This is a genomic window from Streptococcus suis, assembly GCF_002960445.1.
GTDB classification, from domain to species: Bacteria; Bacillota; Bacilli; order Lactobacillales; family Streptococcaceae; genus Streptococcus; species Streptococcus hyiners.
This window is the reverse complement of sequence record NZ_POJD01000257.1, coordinates 14,157-31,671: the sequence shown is the minus strand read 5'-3', so window position 1 is coordinate 31,671 and position 17,515 is coordinate 14,157. Positions and strand designations below refer to the sequence as shown.

The 17,515-nt window shown below is 41.7% G+C and carries 15 protein-coding genes; 14 read left to right on the top strand and 1 reads right to left on the bottom strand.

The window, feature by feature from the left end; all coding sequences use genetic code 11:
• Positions 1-31 precede the first annotated feature (31 nt).
• The 8 genes from C1G53_RS09460 (at position 32) to C1G53_RS09425 (ending at position 8,977) form a co-directional block, all read left to right on the top strand.
• Positions 32-1,381 (top strand): FAD-dependent oxidoreductase, encoded by a 1,350-nt coding sequence (locus C1G53_RS09460; RefSeq protein ID WP_105118473.1) that lies wholly within the window; start codon positions 32-34, stop codon positions 1,379-1,381.
• On the top strand, positions 1,371-2,837 hold the full coding sequence (locus C1G53_RS09455; RefSeq protein ID WP_105118472.1) for a helix-turn-helix domain-containing protein: 1,467 nt from the start codon (positions 1,371-1,373) through the stop codon (positions 2,835-2,837). The genes C1G53_RS09460 and C1G53_RS09455 overlap by 11 nt, the downstream gene beginning before the upstream one ends.
• 226 nt (positions 2,838-3,063) lie before the next feature.
• Positions 3,064-4,575 carry a glycerol kinase GlpK gene (gene glpK, locus C1G53_RS09450; RefSeq protein WP_105118471.1) on the top strand — a complete coding sequence of 504 codons (1,512 nt, stop codon included), beginning with the start codon at positions 3,064-3,066 and terminating at the stop codon, positions 4,573-4,575.
• Between the two features lie 21 nt (positions 4,576-4,596).
• Positions 4,597-6,426 (top strand): type 1 glycerol-3-phosphate oxidase, encoded by a 1,830-nt coding sequence (glpO, locus tag C1G53_RS09445; RefSeq protein WP_105118470.1) that lies wholly within the window; start codon positions 4,597-4,599, stop codon positions 6,424-6,426.
• Positions 6,427-6,511: 85 nt separating this feature from the next.
• Positions 6,512-6,865, top strand: coding sequence for a Lin0368 family putative glycerol transporter subunit (locus tag C1G53_RS09440; protein ID WP_105118469.1), 354 nt, complete (start codon positions 6,512-6,514; stop codon positions 6,863-6,865).
• Positions 6,866-6,877: 12 nt separating this feature from the next.
• On the top strand, positions 6,878-7,213 hold the full coding sequence (locus C1G53_RS09435) for a Lin0368 family putative glycerol transporter subunit (RefSeq protein ID WP_105118468.1): 336 nt from the start codon (positions 6,878-6,880) through the stop codon (positions 7,211-7,213).
• 198 nt (positions 7,214-7,411) lie between these two features.
• Positions 7,412-8,362 (top strand): VOC family protein, encoded by a 951-nt coding sequence (locus C1G53_RS09430; protein WP_105118467.1) that lies wholly within the window; start codon positions 7,412-7,414, stop codon positions 8,360-8,362.
• Positions 8,363-8,374: 12 nt separating this feature from the next.
• Positions 8,375-8,977: an alpha/beta hydrolase gene (locus tag C1G53_RS09425; protein WP_238139137.1), complete on the top strand. Its 603-nt coding sequence runs from the start codon at positions 8,375-8,377 to the stop codon at positions 8,975-8,977.
• A gap of 28 nt (positions 8,978-9,005) precedes the next feature.
• Here C1G53_RS09425 and pepF read toward each other — a convergent pair whose 3' ends face one another.
• Entirely contained in the window at positions 9,006-10,796 is a 1,791-nt protein-coding gene (gene pepF / locus C1G53_RS09420) for an oligoendopeptidase F (RefSeq protein ID WP_105118466.1), read from the bottom strand.
• Positions 10,797-10,962: 166 nt separating this feature from the next.
• Here pepF and C1G53_RS09415 point away from each other — a divergent pair, with 166 nt between their 5' ends.
• From C1G53_RS09415 to ldcB, 6 genes are all read left to right on the top strand, one after another.
• On the top strand, positions 10,963-11,301 hold the full coding sequence (locus C1G53_RS09415) for an ATP cone domain-containing protein (protein WP_105109201.1): 339 nt from the start codon (positions 10,963-10,965) through the stop codon (positions 11,299-11,301).
• Between the two features lie 379 nt (positions 11,302-11,680).
• Positions 11,681-13,048, top strand: a complete 1,368-nt coding sequence (gene nox / locus C1G53_RS09410; protein WP_105118465.1) for a H2O-forming NADH oxidase — start codon at positions 11,681-11,683, stop codon at positions 13,046-13,048.
• 130 nt (positions 13,049-13,178) lie between these two features.
• On the top strand, positions 13,179-15,458 hold the full coding sequence (gene pcrA, locus C1G53_RS09405) for a DNA helicase PcrA (protein ID WP_105118464.1): 2,280 nt from the start codon (positions 13,179-13,181) through the stop codon (positions 15,456-15,458).
• A gap of 49 nt (positions 15,459-15,507) precedes the next feature.
• Positions 15,508-15,786: a zinc ribbon domain-containing protein gene (locus C1G53_RS09400; RefSeq protein ID WP_330847477.1), complete on the top strand. Its 279-nt coding sequence runs from the start codon at positions 15,508-15,510 to the stop codon at positions 15,784-15,786.
• A 43-nt stretch (positions 15,787-15,829) separates the two neighbouring features.
• Positions 15,830-16,516 (top strand): YjjG family noncanonical pyrimidine nucleotidase, encoded by a 687-nt coding sequence (locus tag C1G53_RS09395; protein WP_105118462.1) that lies wholly within the window; start codon positions 15,830-15,832, stop codon positions 16,514-16,516.
• A 127-nt stretch (positions 16,517-16,643) separates the two neighbouring features.
• Positions 16,644-17,432, top strand: coding sequence for an LD-carboxypeptidase LdcB/DacB (ldcB, locus tag C1G53_RS09390; protein WP_105118461.1), 789 nt, complete (start codon positions 16,644-16,646; stop codon positions 17,430-17,432).
• The last annotated feature ends 83 nt before the right edge of the window (positions 17,433-17,515 follow it).

The window sequence follows — 17,515 nt, the reverse complement described above, 5'->3', positions numbered from 1 at the left end:
CTAAAAAAGATAAAAGGATTAAGTATTAAGTATGGACATTGTTATTATCGGAGCTTCTTTTGCTGGTTTGAGTGCAGCGATAGAATGTAAAACTTTATATGAAAATGCTAGAGTGACGCTTATTGATCGCGAAGAAGAGGTTGGCTATTTTCCAAATGCCTTGAATTGGAAATTGACTGGAAAAATTTCTGATTGGCACCAAGCACGAATCGAATTACTGGACCAGGTTTTGCAATTGGAGATTACTTGCCAATTTTCTACAGAATGTATCGACATTTCGCCAGAAAATTCTTCAATTACTCTTGAACACAAGGGGAAACGAGATACAAAAAAATTTGACAAATTGATACTTGCGATGGGGGCAAGTCAGTCATGGGATTGGGCTGACCAATCTATTGAACCATTTTTTATAAAAACCAAAACCTACTCCCAACTACAACAGAGTTTCCACCTTCTGTCCAAGGCAAGGTCAGTTGCGGTTATTGGGGCAGGTCAAATTGGTTTAGAAAGTTTGGATGCTTTGTCAAGATTAGACCTAGAACTACATGTCTTTGAAGCCCAGGATTCCATCCTTGCAAAATATGTAGATGCTGAAATGGTGGACAATCTTGGTAAGTCATTGGAAGAAAGCGGGATTAGCCTTCATTTTGGGGAAACGGTCAATCGTATTGAGTTGAATGAAGGAAAACAGGGGCTTGAAGTCTCTACCATGAAGGGCAGATATCAGGTTGACCTAGTATTACCATCGACAAATCTGCGTCCCAATCAAGTGATTGTGAAAGAAAAATTTGAATTATTGCCCAATGGGACTATTTGGACGGATGATTACTTGGAAACGAGTCAGAAAAATATCTTTGCGGTAGGAGATTTAGTTAGTCTGCCAGTTGACTATTTTGGTCGTGCCTATTATCCAATGATTCAGCATGCCATAATGACGGGACGCATGGCAGCTCAAAACTTGTTTGCCAAGAAATCTGCGTTATCAAAAGCCCAACGAATTGTTTCAACCCATGTGTTTGGATATAGTGTGACCAGCCTTGGTTTGACGGAGAGTGAGGCAACATTATGGTTGGACAGTCAATCCATTCGGATTCAGCGTGAGCTGTCAAAATGGGATAGCAGGTTAGTAGATTTCAAATTGATTGTAGAAAAAGAAACCGGGAGAATCTTAGGAAGTCAGTTGGTTTCTGAAAGTGATTGTTACGAGCAAATGAATACCTTGTCCTTGGCTATCTCACAAGGATTAACTGTCTATGACTTGGTCAAGCAATCATGGCTCTGCCTGCCTGGAAAGACCCCCTTAATCCCACTGATGGTGGAGGCAGCCCAAGAATGGATTCGACAAAATAATGGAGAGAAGGAGGAGGAATATGCAGATTGACCGTCTATTTGAAAAACGAGAACGTGCTATCTATCAACTGCTTCTTTATTTGGAAAATCGAAAAGATCAACCATTTCTAAAGGAAGTCTGTGCCTATCTCGAACTCTCCAAATCAACTCTTGTTCGCTATATTGAAACCTTTAATGAGCAAGCCAACGATGAAGGATTGGGCTTGGAATTCCAAATGTCAAAAGAGCAGATTTTCTTAAAGAGAGAGGGAAACTTGAGTCGTCAAGAAATCATAGCATTTCTGTGTGGGTCGAGTGTGAAATACCAAATTCTCTGCGCTCTTTTTGATAAGGATCATCTATCAGTTCAAATGTTAGCGCAGGATACACTGTTAAGTGAAGCGACCTTGAATCGCCAGTTAGCAAGTCTCAATCAACTCTTATCTGAATTTAAAATTAGTATCAAAGGAGGGCGACTCAAGGGCAGTGAACTCCAAATTCGTTATTTCTATCATCAGCTATTTAATTTGACAAATGAGCTATCTAGTTGGCAAAGCAGTCATTTGTTGACGGATTTAGAGAGATTATTACCTGTTTTTGAACGATTCTACCAATCAAACTTGAACAAAAGACAGGCTGACTCAGTTTTATTATGGCTTGTGATTGCTCAAAAGCGATTTAAACTGAATCAATTAGATTTTAAGCCCTTATATCAGTTGATGGAGCCCTATCTAGAACATAAATTTTATAAGGCCTTGAGAAAAATGTATTTTACACTTATTCAGCAACAAGCAGTTACATTTCAAGAAGGCGAAAGTATGTCTCTTTTTGCATTTCTATTTAGTCATTTTATCTTGGCTCCCCACCAATTGGAACAAGTTTTAGGTTTTGGTGGTCCGGTTATGGAAGCTACCTCAAGAGTCGTTCAAGAGATTCGACAATTTACTGGTGGGCAATATGCTGTGTCAGAAGAAGGTTTGTACCATATTAACCAAATCATGAGTCAACTCTACTTTTTTCAATCCTCTATCCTATTGGAAGAAGTCGAAAATGGAACATACAGGGAGGAATCGGAGAGAATTATTCAGCAGGTCAACCAGACAATTTACCGAAAGAGAAACTGGAAGAATGAGTCTAGTAGTCATCTAGTTTCCATGCTGGAAAGTTTGTTCACTTACTTAAGTCAAGTTGAGCCGATTCAGGTAAAGGTTGGTTTTGCTTCTTCTCAACACGAAGTATTTTCCTATCCTAAACTGATGCAACTAAGGGAAAGACTGGAAGGCAATCGACAGGTCCAGATTGATTACTTTAATGCAGAGACAGTAGTAGATTTATTGATTACAGATTATTTTCAGACTACCGATTTGCCTGTTTATTATATAACTGATAGGATCAAGGAAAGGGATATCCATGCCTTGAAAGGGATGATTCAAGAATTGTATCAATTGAAATTACTTGAATCAAAAAAGCTTATCCAGGAGCATAAATTTCCGATTGAACATAGATAATCTGTGAGAGCGAGTTTGTGAAATATTCAATTCTTTAATACTGACGATTAAAAAATATTATGAGCTGGTAAAAGCTTGTTAGAATGCCGTTTCTAACTAGTTTTTATCAGATTTTTTTATTTTTTTAAAAAAAATGATAGAAAAAATTCACAAGAATGAGTTAGAATAGAGTTACCAAGAAAACGGAAGCGTTTTCAAAAACAATATAAATTTAGGAGGACATCTTATGTCAACTGAAAAATACATCATGGCCATTGACCAGGGCACAACGAGTTCGCGTGCCATTATCTTTAACAAAAAGGGTGAAAAAGTCGGTAGCTACCAAAAAGAGTTTACACAAATTTTTCCTAAACCAGGCTGGGTAGAACACAATGCAAACGAAATTTGGAATTCTGTTCAGTCTGTTATTGCAGGTTCCTTTATCGAAAGTGGTGTTCGTCCTGACCAAATCGAAGGGATTGGGATTACAAACCAACGTGAGACAACGGTTGTCTGGGATAAAGAAACAGGTCTTCCAATCTACAATGCCATTGTATGGCAATCTCGTCAAACATCTCATATCGCTGACCAACTCAAGGCTGATGGACATGCGGATATGATTCATAAAAAGACAGGTCTTGTAGTCGATGCTTACTTCTCAGCAACGAAAGTTCGTTGGATTCTAGACCAAGTACCAGGTGCGCAGGAACGTGCTGAAAAAGGTGAAATTCTTTTCGGAACCATCGATACTTGGTTGGTTTGGAAATTGACCAACGGCAAGTGCCATGTGACCGATTACTCAAATGCGGCTCGTACCATGTTGTACAACATCGAAGAGTTGAAGTGGGATGATGAGATTCTAAGTTTGCTTAACATTCCAAAAGCCATGTTGCCGGAAGTTCGTTCAAACTCTGAAATTTACGGTACAACTGCTCCATTCCATTTTTACGGCGCAGAAGTTCCAATCTCAGGTATGGCAGGAGACCAACAGGCAGCACTCTTTGGACAATTGGCATTTGAGCCTGGTATGGTGAAAAATACTTACGGAACTGGTTCCTTCATTGTGATGAACACTGGTGAAGAAATGCAGCTATCTGAAAATAGCCTTTTGACTACCATCGGTTATGGAATCAACGGAAAAGTTTACTATGCTCTTGAAGGTTCAATCTTTATCGCGGGTTCTGCGGTTCAATGGCTTCGTGATAGCATGAGAATGGTGGAAACTTCACCTGAGTCAGAAGAACTTGCTCGTAAGTCTACTAGCAATGATGAAGTCTATGTTGTACCAGCCTTTACTGGACTTGGTGCTCCGTATTGGAATTCAGATGCGCGTGGTTCAGTATTCGGCTTAACTCGCGGAACAACCAAAGAAGACTTCGTCAAAGCTACACTACAATCCATTGCCTACCAAGTTCGTGATGTTATTGATACCATGCAATTGGATACAGGGATTGATATTTCAGTCTTGAAGGTTGACGGTGGTGCAGCCATGAACAGTCTCCTTATGCAATTCCAGGCAGATATCTTGGGTATCGAAATCGCACGCGCTCAAAACCTTGAAACAACTGCTCTTGGTGCAGCATTCTTGGCAGGTTTGGCAGTTGGTTTCTGGAAAGATTTGGATGAATTGAAAGAATTAAATGCAGTTGGTCAATCCTTCCAGCCAGCTATGAACGAAGCGCGCAAAGAACAGCTCTATAAAGGCTGGAAAAAAGCAGTTGCTGCAACGCAATTATTTGCACAGTTGGATGAAGAGTAAAGAAGTAGAAAGTGTGAAAACATGGAATTTTCAAAAGAAACACGTCGCTTAGCGATTGAAAAAATGCAAGATAGACAGTTGGACCTGCTGGTTATCGGTGGTGGGATTACGGGGGCTGGCGTAGCCCTCCAAGCTGCTGCTAGTGGCATGGAAACAGCCTTGATTGAAATGCAAGACTTTGCCGAGGGGACATCCAGCCGTTCAACAAAATTGGTTCACGGTGGACTTCGTTACCTCAAACAATTTGATGTAGAAGTGGTTTCCGATACAGTTTCAGAACGTGCGGTTGTACAAAATATTGCGCCTCACATTCCCAAGCCAGACCCAATGTTGCTTCCAGTCTATGATGAAGAAGGTTCGACCTTTAGTCTCTTTCGCTTGAAAGTGGCTATGGACCTCTATGACCTCTTGGCTGGCGTCAACAATACAGACCTTGCCAATAAGGTGTTGACGAGAGAAGAAGTCCTAGAACGGGCACCTCACTTGAAAAAAGAAGGCTTACTTGGAGGTGGAGTTTACCTTGACTTCCGTAACAATGATGCTCGCCTAGTAATTGAAAATATCAAACGGGCAGCCAAAGATGGTGCCTTGATTGCTAGCCGTGTCAAAGCGGAGAAATTCATCAAGGATGAGGCTGGAAAAGTTGTCGGAATTGTCGCTCGTGACTTATTGACAGACAGCACCTTTGAAATTCGTGCGCGTTTGGTTATCAATACAACAGGACCTTGGAGTGATGAAGTACGAAATCTGGGTGGCGAAGGTTCAGGTGTCCTTCAAATGCGTCCAACCAAGGGTGTGCACCTAGTTGTCGATAGCTCTCGCTTGTCTGTGCCACAGCCGACTTATTTTGATACAGGTCATGCAGATGGTCGCATGGTCTTTGTCCTTCCACGTGAAAATAAAACCTACTTTGGTACGACCGATACGGACTATACTGGTGATTTGGCGAATCCGATGGTAACTCAAGAAGACGTTGACTACCTGCTTGATATTGTCAACAATCGCTTCCCAGAAGCAAACTTGACCTTGGATGACATTGAGAGCGGTTGGGCAGGTCTTCGTCCTCTCTTGTCTGGAAATGGTGCTTCCGACTACAATGGTGGAAATAATGGTAAGCTCAGCGATGACAGCTTTAATAGCCTGATTGAAACGGTCAAAGGCTACTTGAACAATGAAAAGACTCGTGACGATGTGGAACACGATTTGACCCATCTGGAAGGTAGTGTTTCTGAAAAACACTTGGATCCGTCTGCTGTATCGCGTGGTTCTGCCCTTGACCGTGATGACAATGGTTTGCTGACACTTGCCGGTGGTAAAATTACCGATTTCCGTAAGATGGCAGAAGGTGCTTTAGAAAAAGTAGCAGATATCCTCAAAGAAGAGCATGGTCGTAGCTTTAAACTCATCAATTCTAAGACCTATCCTGTATCTGGTGGTGAATTGAACCCAGCTAATGTAGCAGAAGAAATCGAACACTTGGCTCAATTAGGTGTGAAAAAAGGTTTGGACTACGACGATGCCCTCTATCTTGCTAACTTGTACGGATCAAATGCTCCAAAAGTCTTTGCCTTGAACCATAAAGTAGAGGCTGTGTCTGCCCTTAACAAGCGTGATTTGCTTTCTCTTCACTATGCTATGAAGGAAGAAATGACCTTGACAGTAGTGGATTATCTTCTCCGTCGTACCAACTACATGCTCTTCATGCGTGAGCAATTGGATGCAGTAGCACCTGAAATCATCAAGGAAATGGCAGCCTATTATGCTTGGTCAGAGGAAGAAGTGGCTCAACAGGAAGGCTTACTTGCGGAAACCTTGCACAAAAATGATTTGAGCTATCTAAAAGAAAAATAATCTATTGGTAGGTAGGAGCTTGTTCTTCTATGGAAGAAGCTCCCCACCAGTTTATCAATAAGAGATTGATACAAGAGGAGAAGTTATGAAATTTTTACGTTCAACTATTGGCTATATGATTGCTGGTATGATTGTCATGAGTGTCTGGGGAGCATTTGCAGAAGCTTATGGTATTATCGGTGGTTTCTTCGCGGCTTTTATTATCATTGGACCTATGTGGTTTATGAACCACTATCTAGGTCTAATCAAACACGATTCTGATTCAGCTTTTGTCGATATGGGATTGGGAATTGCGCTGTGTGGTATTTTCCGTGATGCCTTTCTCAATGGATTTGGAACACTGGCAGATTCTCTTCCAACCATTCTTCTGATTACAGTAGGCGCTGTTTTGGGTGGCTTGGTTGCTGCAAAAGTCGAAGAAGATATGGAAAAAGATTAAGGAGGAGTAGAAATGACAATTCAACAAGCAATCGCAACAATTGTAGGTGCTTTTATCTTCCCATTTGTCATTCGCATGATGTGGGGAAAAATGGTTGAGCACTGGGGTGCCATTGGAGGATGGATGGCAGCTTCTATGATTGTCGGAACAATTTGGACCCTTAACCACGGTGTTGGGCTCATGACCCAGTCTGGCGCAGTTTGGGTTGACATGGGATTGGCAGCAGGTATCGGCTTATTTGTTGCTTCGGCAGCCAGAGGCGGAAAAGTTGGTAAAGCGACAAATAATCTACTTGCAGCACTTGTAGGTGGTATACTAGGTGGCTTAATCCTCTCCTTCATTTTATAATAGATAGAAACAGCTAGAACATTTATTCTAGTTGTTTTTAGTTTAGATTAGTTTAAGGAAAGTGCCTTATAATAAAACCATCTTTTTCATATAATCTCCTAGAAGCACTTGAAGACATTCAGGTGTTTTCTTTGTGCATTTTTCTTGATTTTACAACTAATTAGTGATAAAATTTCAGATAGAAATGAGGTAGTGCTTATGAATAATACAGGTATCCATCATATTTCAAGTTTAGTTGGCAATATTTACCAGGCCTATGATTTTTATCATCATATTCTCGGATTAAAATTGACCTTGAAAACTGTCAATCAAGAAGATTCAAGCATGTATCATCTCTTTTTCGGTGATGATGAGGGCCGCTATGGAACGGAATTTACCATTTTTGATATGCCCAATCATCCTAGGCATCGGACTGGCAGCAATCGTTTGGAACGAACCGTTTTTCTGGTTAAAGATTTTGCTGCCTTGGAATTCTGGCAGAAAAGACTGACAGAGTTTGCAGTGGAAAACGAAGGAATTCAGGCCTTTGGAAAGGGGCATATCTTGTATTTCCAAGATGAAGATGGGCAGTTGCTTGGCTTGAGCTATCATGACTCAATTGGAGAAATATTTCCGTATGAAACAGATGAAATTTCATCGGAATACGCCATACTTGGTATTGCCAGTCTTCACATGCGAATTCGTGAAGAAAAGGCATTACTAAGTTTGCTGACCGAAACCTTTGGATTTGTCGAGGAAAGCCGATTTGTCTTTGAAGATAAGATGGTGATTTCTCTACTCTTTGACAACACCTTCCAACATCGACTTTATTTGATTCTTGACCAAGGGTCGCCAATCAGCGTGATGGGAGTTGGGGCTATTCATCATATCGCGTTTGGTGTCTTAGATGAGTCCGACTTGGAAGACCTGATTAGTCGCTTAAATCTCATCAATCGTCCACATTCTGGTATTATCAATCGAGATTTCATGCATTCCTTGTACTTCCAAGCGCCAAATTATCTCATGTTTGAAGTTGCGACCATGGCTGGCGAAAGAGAGGCTGCTATGCCAAGACAAGATAAGCAGCTAGATAATGTTGAACTGTTTTTGCCAAGTTTTTTTGAAGAGGACAGACAGGAAATCGAAAAAAATCTCTCCCACCGTTATTAGGAGAAAAGAGATATGGATTATCGCTTTATCAAAGGGACCAGTCCCCGTCTTTTGGTCTTTTTCCACGGCACAGGTGGCAATAAGGAATCCATGCTATTTCTCCGTCAACAGCTGGATCCAGAAGCTTTTGTCCTTTCCTTGGATGGAAGTTGGGGCCAAGGCAGGGAAAGGCGGTTCTTTGCACCGCTGATTGACGGTCAGTTGGATCTTGTCGATTTTGAAATTCGCTTGTCGGCTTTTCTGGATTTTTGGCAGGACTTGGGCATCCGAGATTATCGTCAGATTTCTTTCGTAGGTTTTTCAAACGGTGCAAACTTTATCATGGGCTTGTTGACCAAGCAGTCAAATCTGGCGGACAATTATATCTTGCTCCACCCTTCAGCCTTAGATTATGCTTTTCCTATGGAAAATAGCAGAGCAGAGATATTGTTTACACTGGGACAGAATGATGTGTTGATTGAGCCAGTGACTCTTAAAAATCTTGTAGATGACTGGAGAGTGTCAGCCTTTCCCAGAGCCAACCTAGCTCGTTTTGACAAGGGACATTTTTTAAGTCAGGATGAATTGACCTATATCAAAGATTGGTATCAAGAAAGAATAGACAAAAAGACCTGAACCAATACGTTCAAGTCTTTTATGTGTCTTAGATTAGTGATTCCAATTTATCCACCAATGAGCCGACATAGGCAATGGTTTCTTTAAGTGGTTGATCAGTCGAAACATCGACACCTGCGTGTTTTGCAAGGTCTTGGGCAGAAAGACTTGCACCGAGTGACAAGGTTTCCAACCATTTTTTAACAACTTCTTCAGGATGTTCTTCCAACTGTTTCGCCATGGCTGTACCAATGGTCAAACCAGCTGAGTAGGTATATGGATACAAACCAATGTAGTAGTGAGGTTGACGCATCCAGATCAGACCTGCATCGTCACCGATTTCAAAATCTTCGCCCCAGAATTCCTTGATGACATCCAACTTGATTTGGCAGAGAATATCACCGTTGAGGTATTCTTCATTGTCCAAACGAGTGTAGACTTCACGTTGGAAGGCTGCTTCAAGCAAGTGAGTGACCATGTTGTGGAAGTAAGTACGGCTGATCAACTCGCTAATCAAGTAAGCCTGGAAGCCAGGGTCTAGGTTGTTTTTCAAAAGGGTGTTACATGTCAAGACTTCATTAGCAGTAGATGGAGCCTCGATGAAGTAAAGAGAAGGCTCATAGCTAAGTACGCTTTGTTTTTTCGCCCATTGGAAATGACCAGCATGCCCCAATTCGTGAGCCAATACCAAGACCTCATTCATCAAGCCTGTCCATGAGAGTAGGATATAGGATGGTCCATCGTAAAGAGTAGCACAGAAGCCACCAGTAGCCTTACCTTCATTTTGAGCAAAGTCAATCCAACGCTCATCAAATGATTGTTCAATCATTTTCACATAATCTTCACCAAGAATGCCTAAGCAGTCAATCAAGAATTGCTTAGATTCTTCAGGTGTGATGCGTTGGTTGTATTCCGATGGCAAGCTGATTTTCAAGTCAGCATGAGTGATTTTATCCAAACCATGAGCCTTGGCAACCAATTTCACAAAGCGGCGCATGTGTGGAGCCAATTCCTTCATGATAACATCAATCTGACGGTCGAAGAGGTCACGGGAAACGTTTTGACGATGCAAGAGGAAGTCAATGGTATTGTCAAAGCCACGCAAGCGAGCTTCGATTTGCTCATTCTTGATATGAGATAGATATGTCGCTGCGGTAGTATTCTTGTATTTTTTCAAGGTTGAATAGAAACCAGCAGCTGAATTGCGACGGATTTCGGTATCGTGGCTGAGTTCATAATCATTTTCAAAGAGAACATAGCTGTTTCCAAGTGTTTCACCATTGGCTTCAAAACTATCAAAGGTCATATCCTCAAACTTGGTCACACCGTAATTGTTATAAGGCTGACCAAATGTTGGTGCAAAGTTTGAGAGAAGCTCTTCTTGAAGTGGGTGGAGTTGATGAGGTTTGTCACGTAGAATAGCATCAAAGAAAGCAGCCCATTGTGGTTGTTCTTCTTTTAATTCAAGAAGAAAGGCTTCATCTAACTGACCAAGTTCTGAATAGAGGAAATCTCGTTGAGGACGTGCCTTGGCAGAAACGAGGTCGTATTCGTTGGCTAGGCTAGCAAGCTCAGTGTTCATCTTATCGACTTCGAGTGGAAGAAACGCATAGTGAGAAAGTCTGCTATCCAGAATAACAATTTTCTCATATTCTGTGAGAGCACTTACGATGGTTTCTTTATCAGACAACTTTCCTTTATAGTTGACTTCGAAAGCTTCGACCTGTTTGGCATAGGCAGATAGGTGTTCTTGGTAATTTTCAGGGGTTGGGAACAACAAATCTGTATTCCATGTTAATTGCACATCAATTTCTTGACGCTTTGGCATTGCAGATATCATACAATTCTCCTTTTGTTTGATAGTGATAGCTACATTATAACATAAGAAATGGTTTGAGGAGAAATAATGTTAGACCAATTTATGAAAAGAAAACTTGACAAAATGCGGAAAAACCTAGATAATAGAAGTATGAAAGGGTTTACTGAAAACCAGAAAGGAGTTTGATATGCAGGTTATTAAACGAAGTGGTGAAATTGTTGAATTTGATCCAGAAAAAATTTACCAAGCCATTATCAAGGCAGCTCAAACTGTATATGTAATCGACGATACATGGCGGAAGAACCTAGCACAAGTGACTAAAAAAGTCGTGCTTGATTTGGAAGAAGCTCATACAGAACGTCCAACTATTAGCATGGTTCAGTCACAAGTTGAGCATCGTTTATTGGATGCCGGTTATATTACCATAGCTGAACATTATATTTCTTATCGTTTGCAACGTGATTTGGAACGTAATGGATATGCTGACAAGATTGTCGTTCATTTACGCTTTGAGCAAATTCGATAAAGAAAAGATATGGAGAGTGGCGAAGTTAACTTTCTTCCCTGTTCTTTTTGTTATAGTCAAAAGCTATAACAATCTATATTTAAAAAGTATTTGTAAACAACCAACCATTAGCGTATAATCAAATTAGTTAATCCCAATCTAACTAGTTGAATCCCGTAGTTCGTGCCTATGGGATTTTTTATGTTGACAACCTGTCTTTGGCAATGATTTAAAAAATAATGGCTACAATGTAGACTATGTTTAGGCTGCTTTTAAGGCTTAGCCACAGGTTTAAAGAAAAAAATGTGATTTTCTGAGCAAAAATTTTGAAATCGGTAACAAATTTGTAGTATAATGGATGATGTAAAAAAATATTTATTTTGAAAGTGAGATTTTACTTATGTCTAAAATCGTTGTTGTCGGTGCTAACCACGCAGGTACTGCCGCAATCAAAACTATGTTGACAAACTACGGTCAAGAAAACGAAATCGTTGTATTTGACCAAAACTCAAACATCTCATTCTTGGGTTGTGGTATGGCTTTGTGGATTGGTGAGCAAATTGCTGGTCCAGAAGGACTTTTCTACTCAGATAAAGAACAATTGGAAAGCATGGGCGCGAAAGTCTACATGGAGTCACCTGTTACAGCTATCGACTACGAAGCAAAAACAGTTACTGCACTTGTAAACGGTCAAGAACATGTTGAAGCATACGACAAACTTCTCTTTGCTACTGGTTCACAACCAATCTTGCCACCAATCAAAGGTGCGGAAATCAAAGAAGGTTCTCTTGAATTTGAAGCAACTCTTGAAAACTTGCAATTCGTTAAATTGTACCAAAACTCAGCAGATGTTATTGAAAAATTGAAAAACAAAGACATCAACCGCGTAGCAGTTGTTGGTGCTGGTTATATCGGTGTTGAGCTTGCTGAAGCTTTCCAACGTAAAGGTAAAGAAGTTATCCTTATCGACGTTGTAGACACATGTTTGGCTGGTTACTATGACCGCGACTTGTCAGACCTTATGGCTAAAAACATGGAAGACAACGGTATCAAACTTGCCTTCGGTGAAACAGTTCAAGAAGTTGCTGGTAACGGTAAAGTTGAAAAAATCATCACTGACAAGAACGAATACGATGTTGACATGGTTATCTTGGCTGTTGGTTTCCGCCCAAACACTGCATTTGCAGGTGAAGGAATTGAGCGCTTCCGTAACGGTGCCTTCCTTGTAAACAAACGCCAAGAAACTTCAATCCCAGGCGTTTACGCTATCGGTGACTGTGCAACTATCTACGACAACGCTACTGGCGACACAAGCTACATCGCTTTGGCTTCAAACGCAGTACGTACTGGTATCGTAGCAGCTCACAACATCTGTGGTACTGACCTTGAAGGTATCGGTGTACAAGGTTCTAACGGTATCTCTATCTATGGTCTTAACCTTGTATCAACAGGTTTGACACTTGAAAAAGCTACTCGTCTTGGCTTGAACGCTGCTGTTACTGAAGTAACTGACAACCAAAAACCAGAATTCATGGAGCATGGTAACTTCCCAGTAACTATCAAGATCGTTTACGATAAAGATTCACGTCGTATCCTTGGTGCTCAAATGGCAGCTCGTGAAGATATCTCATTGGGTATCCACCTCTTCTCATTGGCAATCCAAGAAGGCGTAACAATTGAGAAATTGGCATTGACTGACTTGTTCTTCTTGCCTCACTTCAACAAACCATACAACTACATCACAGTAGCAGCACTTGGTGCTAAATAATATCTTTTGATACATAAGGCTCAGAGATTATCTCTGGGCTTTTTTGCTTGCCATCTATCACATTGAACTGCCTATCGAGAGATTTTTTGGTATAATGGAGAGAATGATTTTTTAGAGAAAGTATGAGAAAATGAACCTATTATTAAACGGAATGAATGACAGACAGGCGGAAGCGGTGCAGACAACTGAAGGCCCGCTTTTGATTATGGCAGGGGCTGGTTCGGGAAAAACCCGTGTTCTTACCCATCGTATCGCTTACTTGATTGATGAAAAGATGGTAAACCCGTGGAACATCTTGGCCATTACCTTTACAAACAAGGCAGCACGGGAGATGAAGGAGCGGGCCTATGCCCTCAATCCTGCAACTCAGGATTGTTTAATTGCGACCTTCCACTCCATGTGTGTCCGTATTTTGCGCCGTGATGCCGACCATATCGGCTACAATCGCAATTTTACGATTGTCGATCCAGGTGAACAGCGTACACTCATGAAACGGATTTTGAAAAATCTTAACTTAGATCCGAAAAAGTGGAGTGAACGTTCTATCCTGGGAACCATTTCCAATGCCAAAAATGACTTGATTGATGACAAGGCATTTGAAGCCCAGGCAGGTGATCTATACACGCAGATTGTCGCAAAATGCTACACGGCTTATCAAAAGGAACTAAGGCAGTCAGAGGCTGTTGACTTTGATGACTTGATCATGTTAACGCTCCGCCTCTTTGATCAAAATCCAGAGGTCCTGACCTATTACCAGCAGAAATTCCAGTATATCCATGTTGATGAGTATCAGGATACCAACCATGCCCAGTACCAGTTGGTCAAGCTCTTGGCATCGCGTTTCAAGAATATCTGTGTGGTCGGTGATGCGGACCAGTCAATCTATGGCTGGCGTGGGGCAGATATGCAGAATATCCTAGACTTTGAAAAGGACTATCCAGAAAGCAAGGTCGTTCTTTTGGAGGAAAACTATCGTTCGACCAAGACTGTTTTGCAGGCAGCCAATGAAGTCATCGAAAACAACCGCAACCGTCGTCCTAAGAAACTCTGGACCCAGAATGCCCAAGGGGGTTTGATTACCTATTATCGTGCCAGAGATGAGAATGATGAAGCGATTTATGTTGCAGGGCAGATTGACCAGTTAAACAGAGAAGGCAAGGCTTATAAGGATTTTGCCGTTCTTTATCGGACCAATGCCCAATCCCGTACCATTGAAGAAGCCCTGCTTAAGTCCAACATTCCTTACACAATGGTCGGTGGTACCAAGTTCTACAGCCGCAAGGAAATTCGGGACGTCATTTCCTATTTGAATATCATCGCCAACCCATCGGATAATATTTCCTACGAACGTATTGTCAACGAGCCTAAGCGTGGTGTGGGACCTGGCACAGTCGATAAGATCCGCGATTTTGCCAACACACATGGCATGTCCTTACTGGAGGCTTCGCAGGATATTATGTTGTCACCAGTCAAGGGCAAGGCAGCGCAGGCAGTATTCGACCTAGCCAACCTTCTCTATAAGCTCCGCAATCAACTGGATGACTTGACCGTGACCCAAGTAGTCGAGGCTGTCTTGCGGCAAACAGGCTATGTCGATGCCCTTGCAGCTCAGAACACACTAGAAGCCAATGCCCGCATTGAAAACATCCAAGAATTCCTATCTGTGACCAAAAACTTCGATGAGAAGAATACTGAGGAAGAAGAAACAGGTCTGGATCGCTTGACTCGTTTCCTGCTTGATTTGGCATTGATTGCTGATACGGACGACGATAGCCGTGAGGCATCGGAGGTCACCCTCATGACTCTCCACGCAGCCAAAGGTTTGGAATTTCCTGTTGTCTTTCTAATTGGTATGGAAGAAAATGTCTTCCCACTCAGTCGCGCAGCAGAAGATGAGGATGAGCTAGAAGAAGAACGTCGACTTGCCTATGTGGGTATCACACGGGCAGAGAAGACCCTTTATCTGACAAATGCCAATTCTCGACTCCTTTTTGGTCGCAGCAACTACAATCAGCCAAGCCGCTTTATTCGAGAAATCTCCAGCGACCTATTGGACTATCAAGGTCTTGCTCGTCCAGCCAATACCAGCTTTAAGGCCTCTTATGTCAATGGCAGAGCGACACAGTTTGGACAAGGTATGAGCTTACAAGAGGCCATGCAAGGTCGAAAAGCAACCGTACAACCATCTGCCAAGCTCGGAGGCAGTATGCCCTTCGCATCAAGCAACAAATCGTCAGGCTCAGGCACCAACTGGTCAGTTGGTGACATCGCTGTCCATAAGAAATGGGGTCGCGGAACTGTTCTTGAAGTATCAGGTACAGGCAGCAACCAAGAACTCAAAATCAATTTCCCAGAGATGGGACTTAAGAAGGTCCTGGCAAGTCTGGCACCGATTAGTAGGGAAGAGTAGAAAAAACAGACTTCTTTATGATAGAATAGACTATTTTCGAAAATGAGGTATGAAAATAATGGAAAAATTTTGTCAATTTTGTGCCATGCCCTTAAATTTGCATGGTCAAGATGTTCGTGGATCAGAGAAAGACGGCAGCCACTCTAATTTGTTTTGCTCTTACTGCTATGCCAATGGTGAATTTTTAGAGCCAGATATTACCTTTGAACAAATGCTTATAAAGGGGAAACATGCTATTTCAAATGGTCAAGGAAATGCATTTATAAAATTTCTCATGAAAGCAAGCTATCCAATGATGTTGAAGAAAACCCAACGCTGGAGAGCTTAGGCACGGAAAAGGCAGAAACACTAGTAAAAGAGAGGATATAAAGTTGTCATATAAATATTTATTATTCGATCTTGATCACACACTTTTGGATTTTAACCAAGGAGAAGAAGTAGCCCTCACTCAATTTTTGGAGTTCATGGATGTGGAGGATATAGAGGCCTTTAAAGCCATCTATCGTCCGCTCAACCAAGGCATGTGGAAGGAACTTGAAAAAGGTTTAATTACCAAGAAAGAATTGATTAACACGCGCTTTTCCAAAACCTTTGCACATTTTGGGAGGGAAGTGGATGGTCGTGAAATGGCCCTCCGCTATCAAGAATTTATTGGTCAGCAAGGTCAGATATTTGAAGGTGCAGACCTATTACTTAAAGAACTGGTTGACCGTGGTTACCAGCTCTATGCGGCGACCAACGGCGTGACCTATATTCAGGAAAATCGATTGCAGAATTCGCCAATCCTTCCCTATTTCAAGCAGGTCTTTATCTCAGAACAGATGGGGACACAGAAGCCTGCGGCTGATTTTTATGAAAAAATAGCAGAGCAAATTGGCTGTTCAGATATGGCCAAATTTCTCATGATTGGTGACAGCTTGACAGCTGATATCCAAGGCGCAAATAATGCGGGCATGGATTCGGTCTGGTATAATCCAACAAAATCTGCCTTGACTGGTTCAGCCCAGCCGACTTATATCATTTCCAATTACCAGGAATTATTTGGGATTTTGAAATAATAGCTGGCCCTTCTATATGGAGTTGCTAATTGGAAAGTTAGGGATTGGAGCTGGTTCTGTCCAATCTTTTAATTCATTTTATGTTAGAATAAAGGTATATGACGAATAGACGAAAGGATGGAGAGAAATGTATAAGAAACTAGGCTTATTACTTCCGATGGTGCTTTTATTAGTAGCCTGTGGTCAGAAGTTAACGGATGCCAGTCCATCAAGTAGCAGTAGTTCAGCATCAAGCCAGTCTACCACTAGTAGTTCGCCGGTGCAAGCTAGCTCTAGTCAAGAAACTCAGGAAAGTTCTACCAGTTCAACAGAAACAAGTTCGACGACTGGTGAGGAAGCTACAAGCAGTCAGACTGAGCTAGCAACAACCGCTACTTATAACGGGTCTTACTATAGTGTTCAAGGAAAATATGGGGAAGTCATTATCGCTAATAAGAAGCACCCTCTTGCCGCAACTTATGCTCCTGGTGAGGATCCACAAGCCTTGGCAGCTTTCCAGCAGTTGATTGCAGATATGCAGGAATACGGTTTTGCCATTTCCAATAATTATAGTGGTTTCCGCTCCTATGAAACCCAGGCTGGCCTCTACCAATCCTATGTCAATCAAGATGGTCAAGCAGCAGCGGATACCTATTCAGCGCGTGCAGGTTATAGTGAGCATCAGACAGGTCTTGCCTTTGATCTTTTAGATAGCTACGGCAATCTTTTGGAAGAACCAGTTGCTTCCCAGTGGTTGGCTGATAACGCCCATCATTATGGATTTATCGTACGTTATTTGCCTGGAAAAGAAAGCTCGACAGGTTACATGGCGGAAACCTGGCATGTCCGTTATATTGGACAAGAAGCGACGGATATTTACAATTCAGGACTAACATTAGAAGAATACTTCGGAGTTCCTGGTGGCGGGTATGAATAAAGTATAAGTTGAGTTGATGGCAACTCAACTTTTTTAAACAAAAAATTTGTCCGTATAACTAACTCGTGATATAATGGGCTATC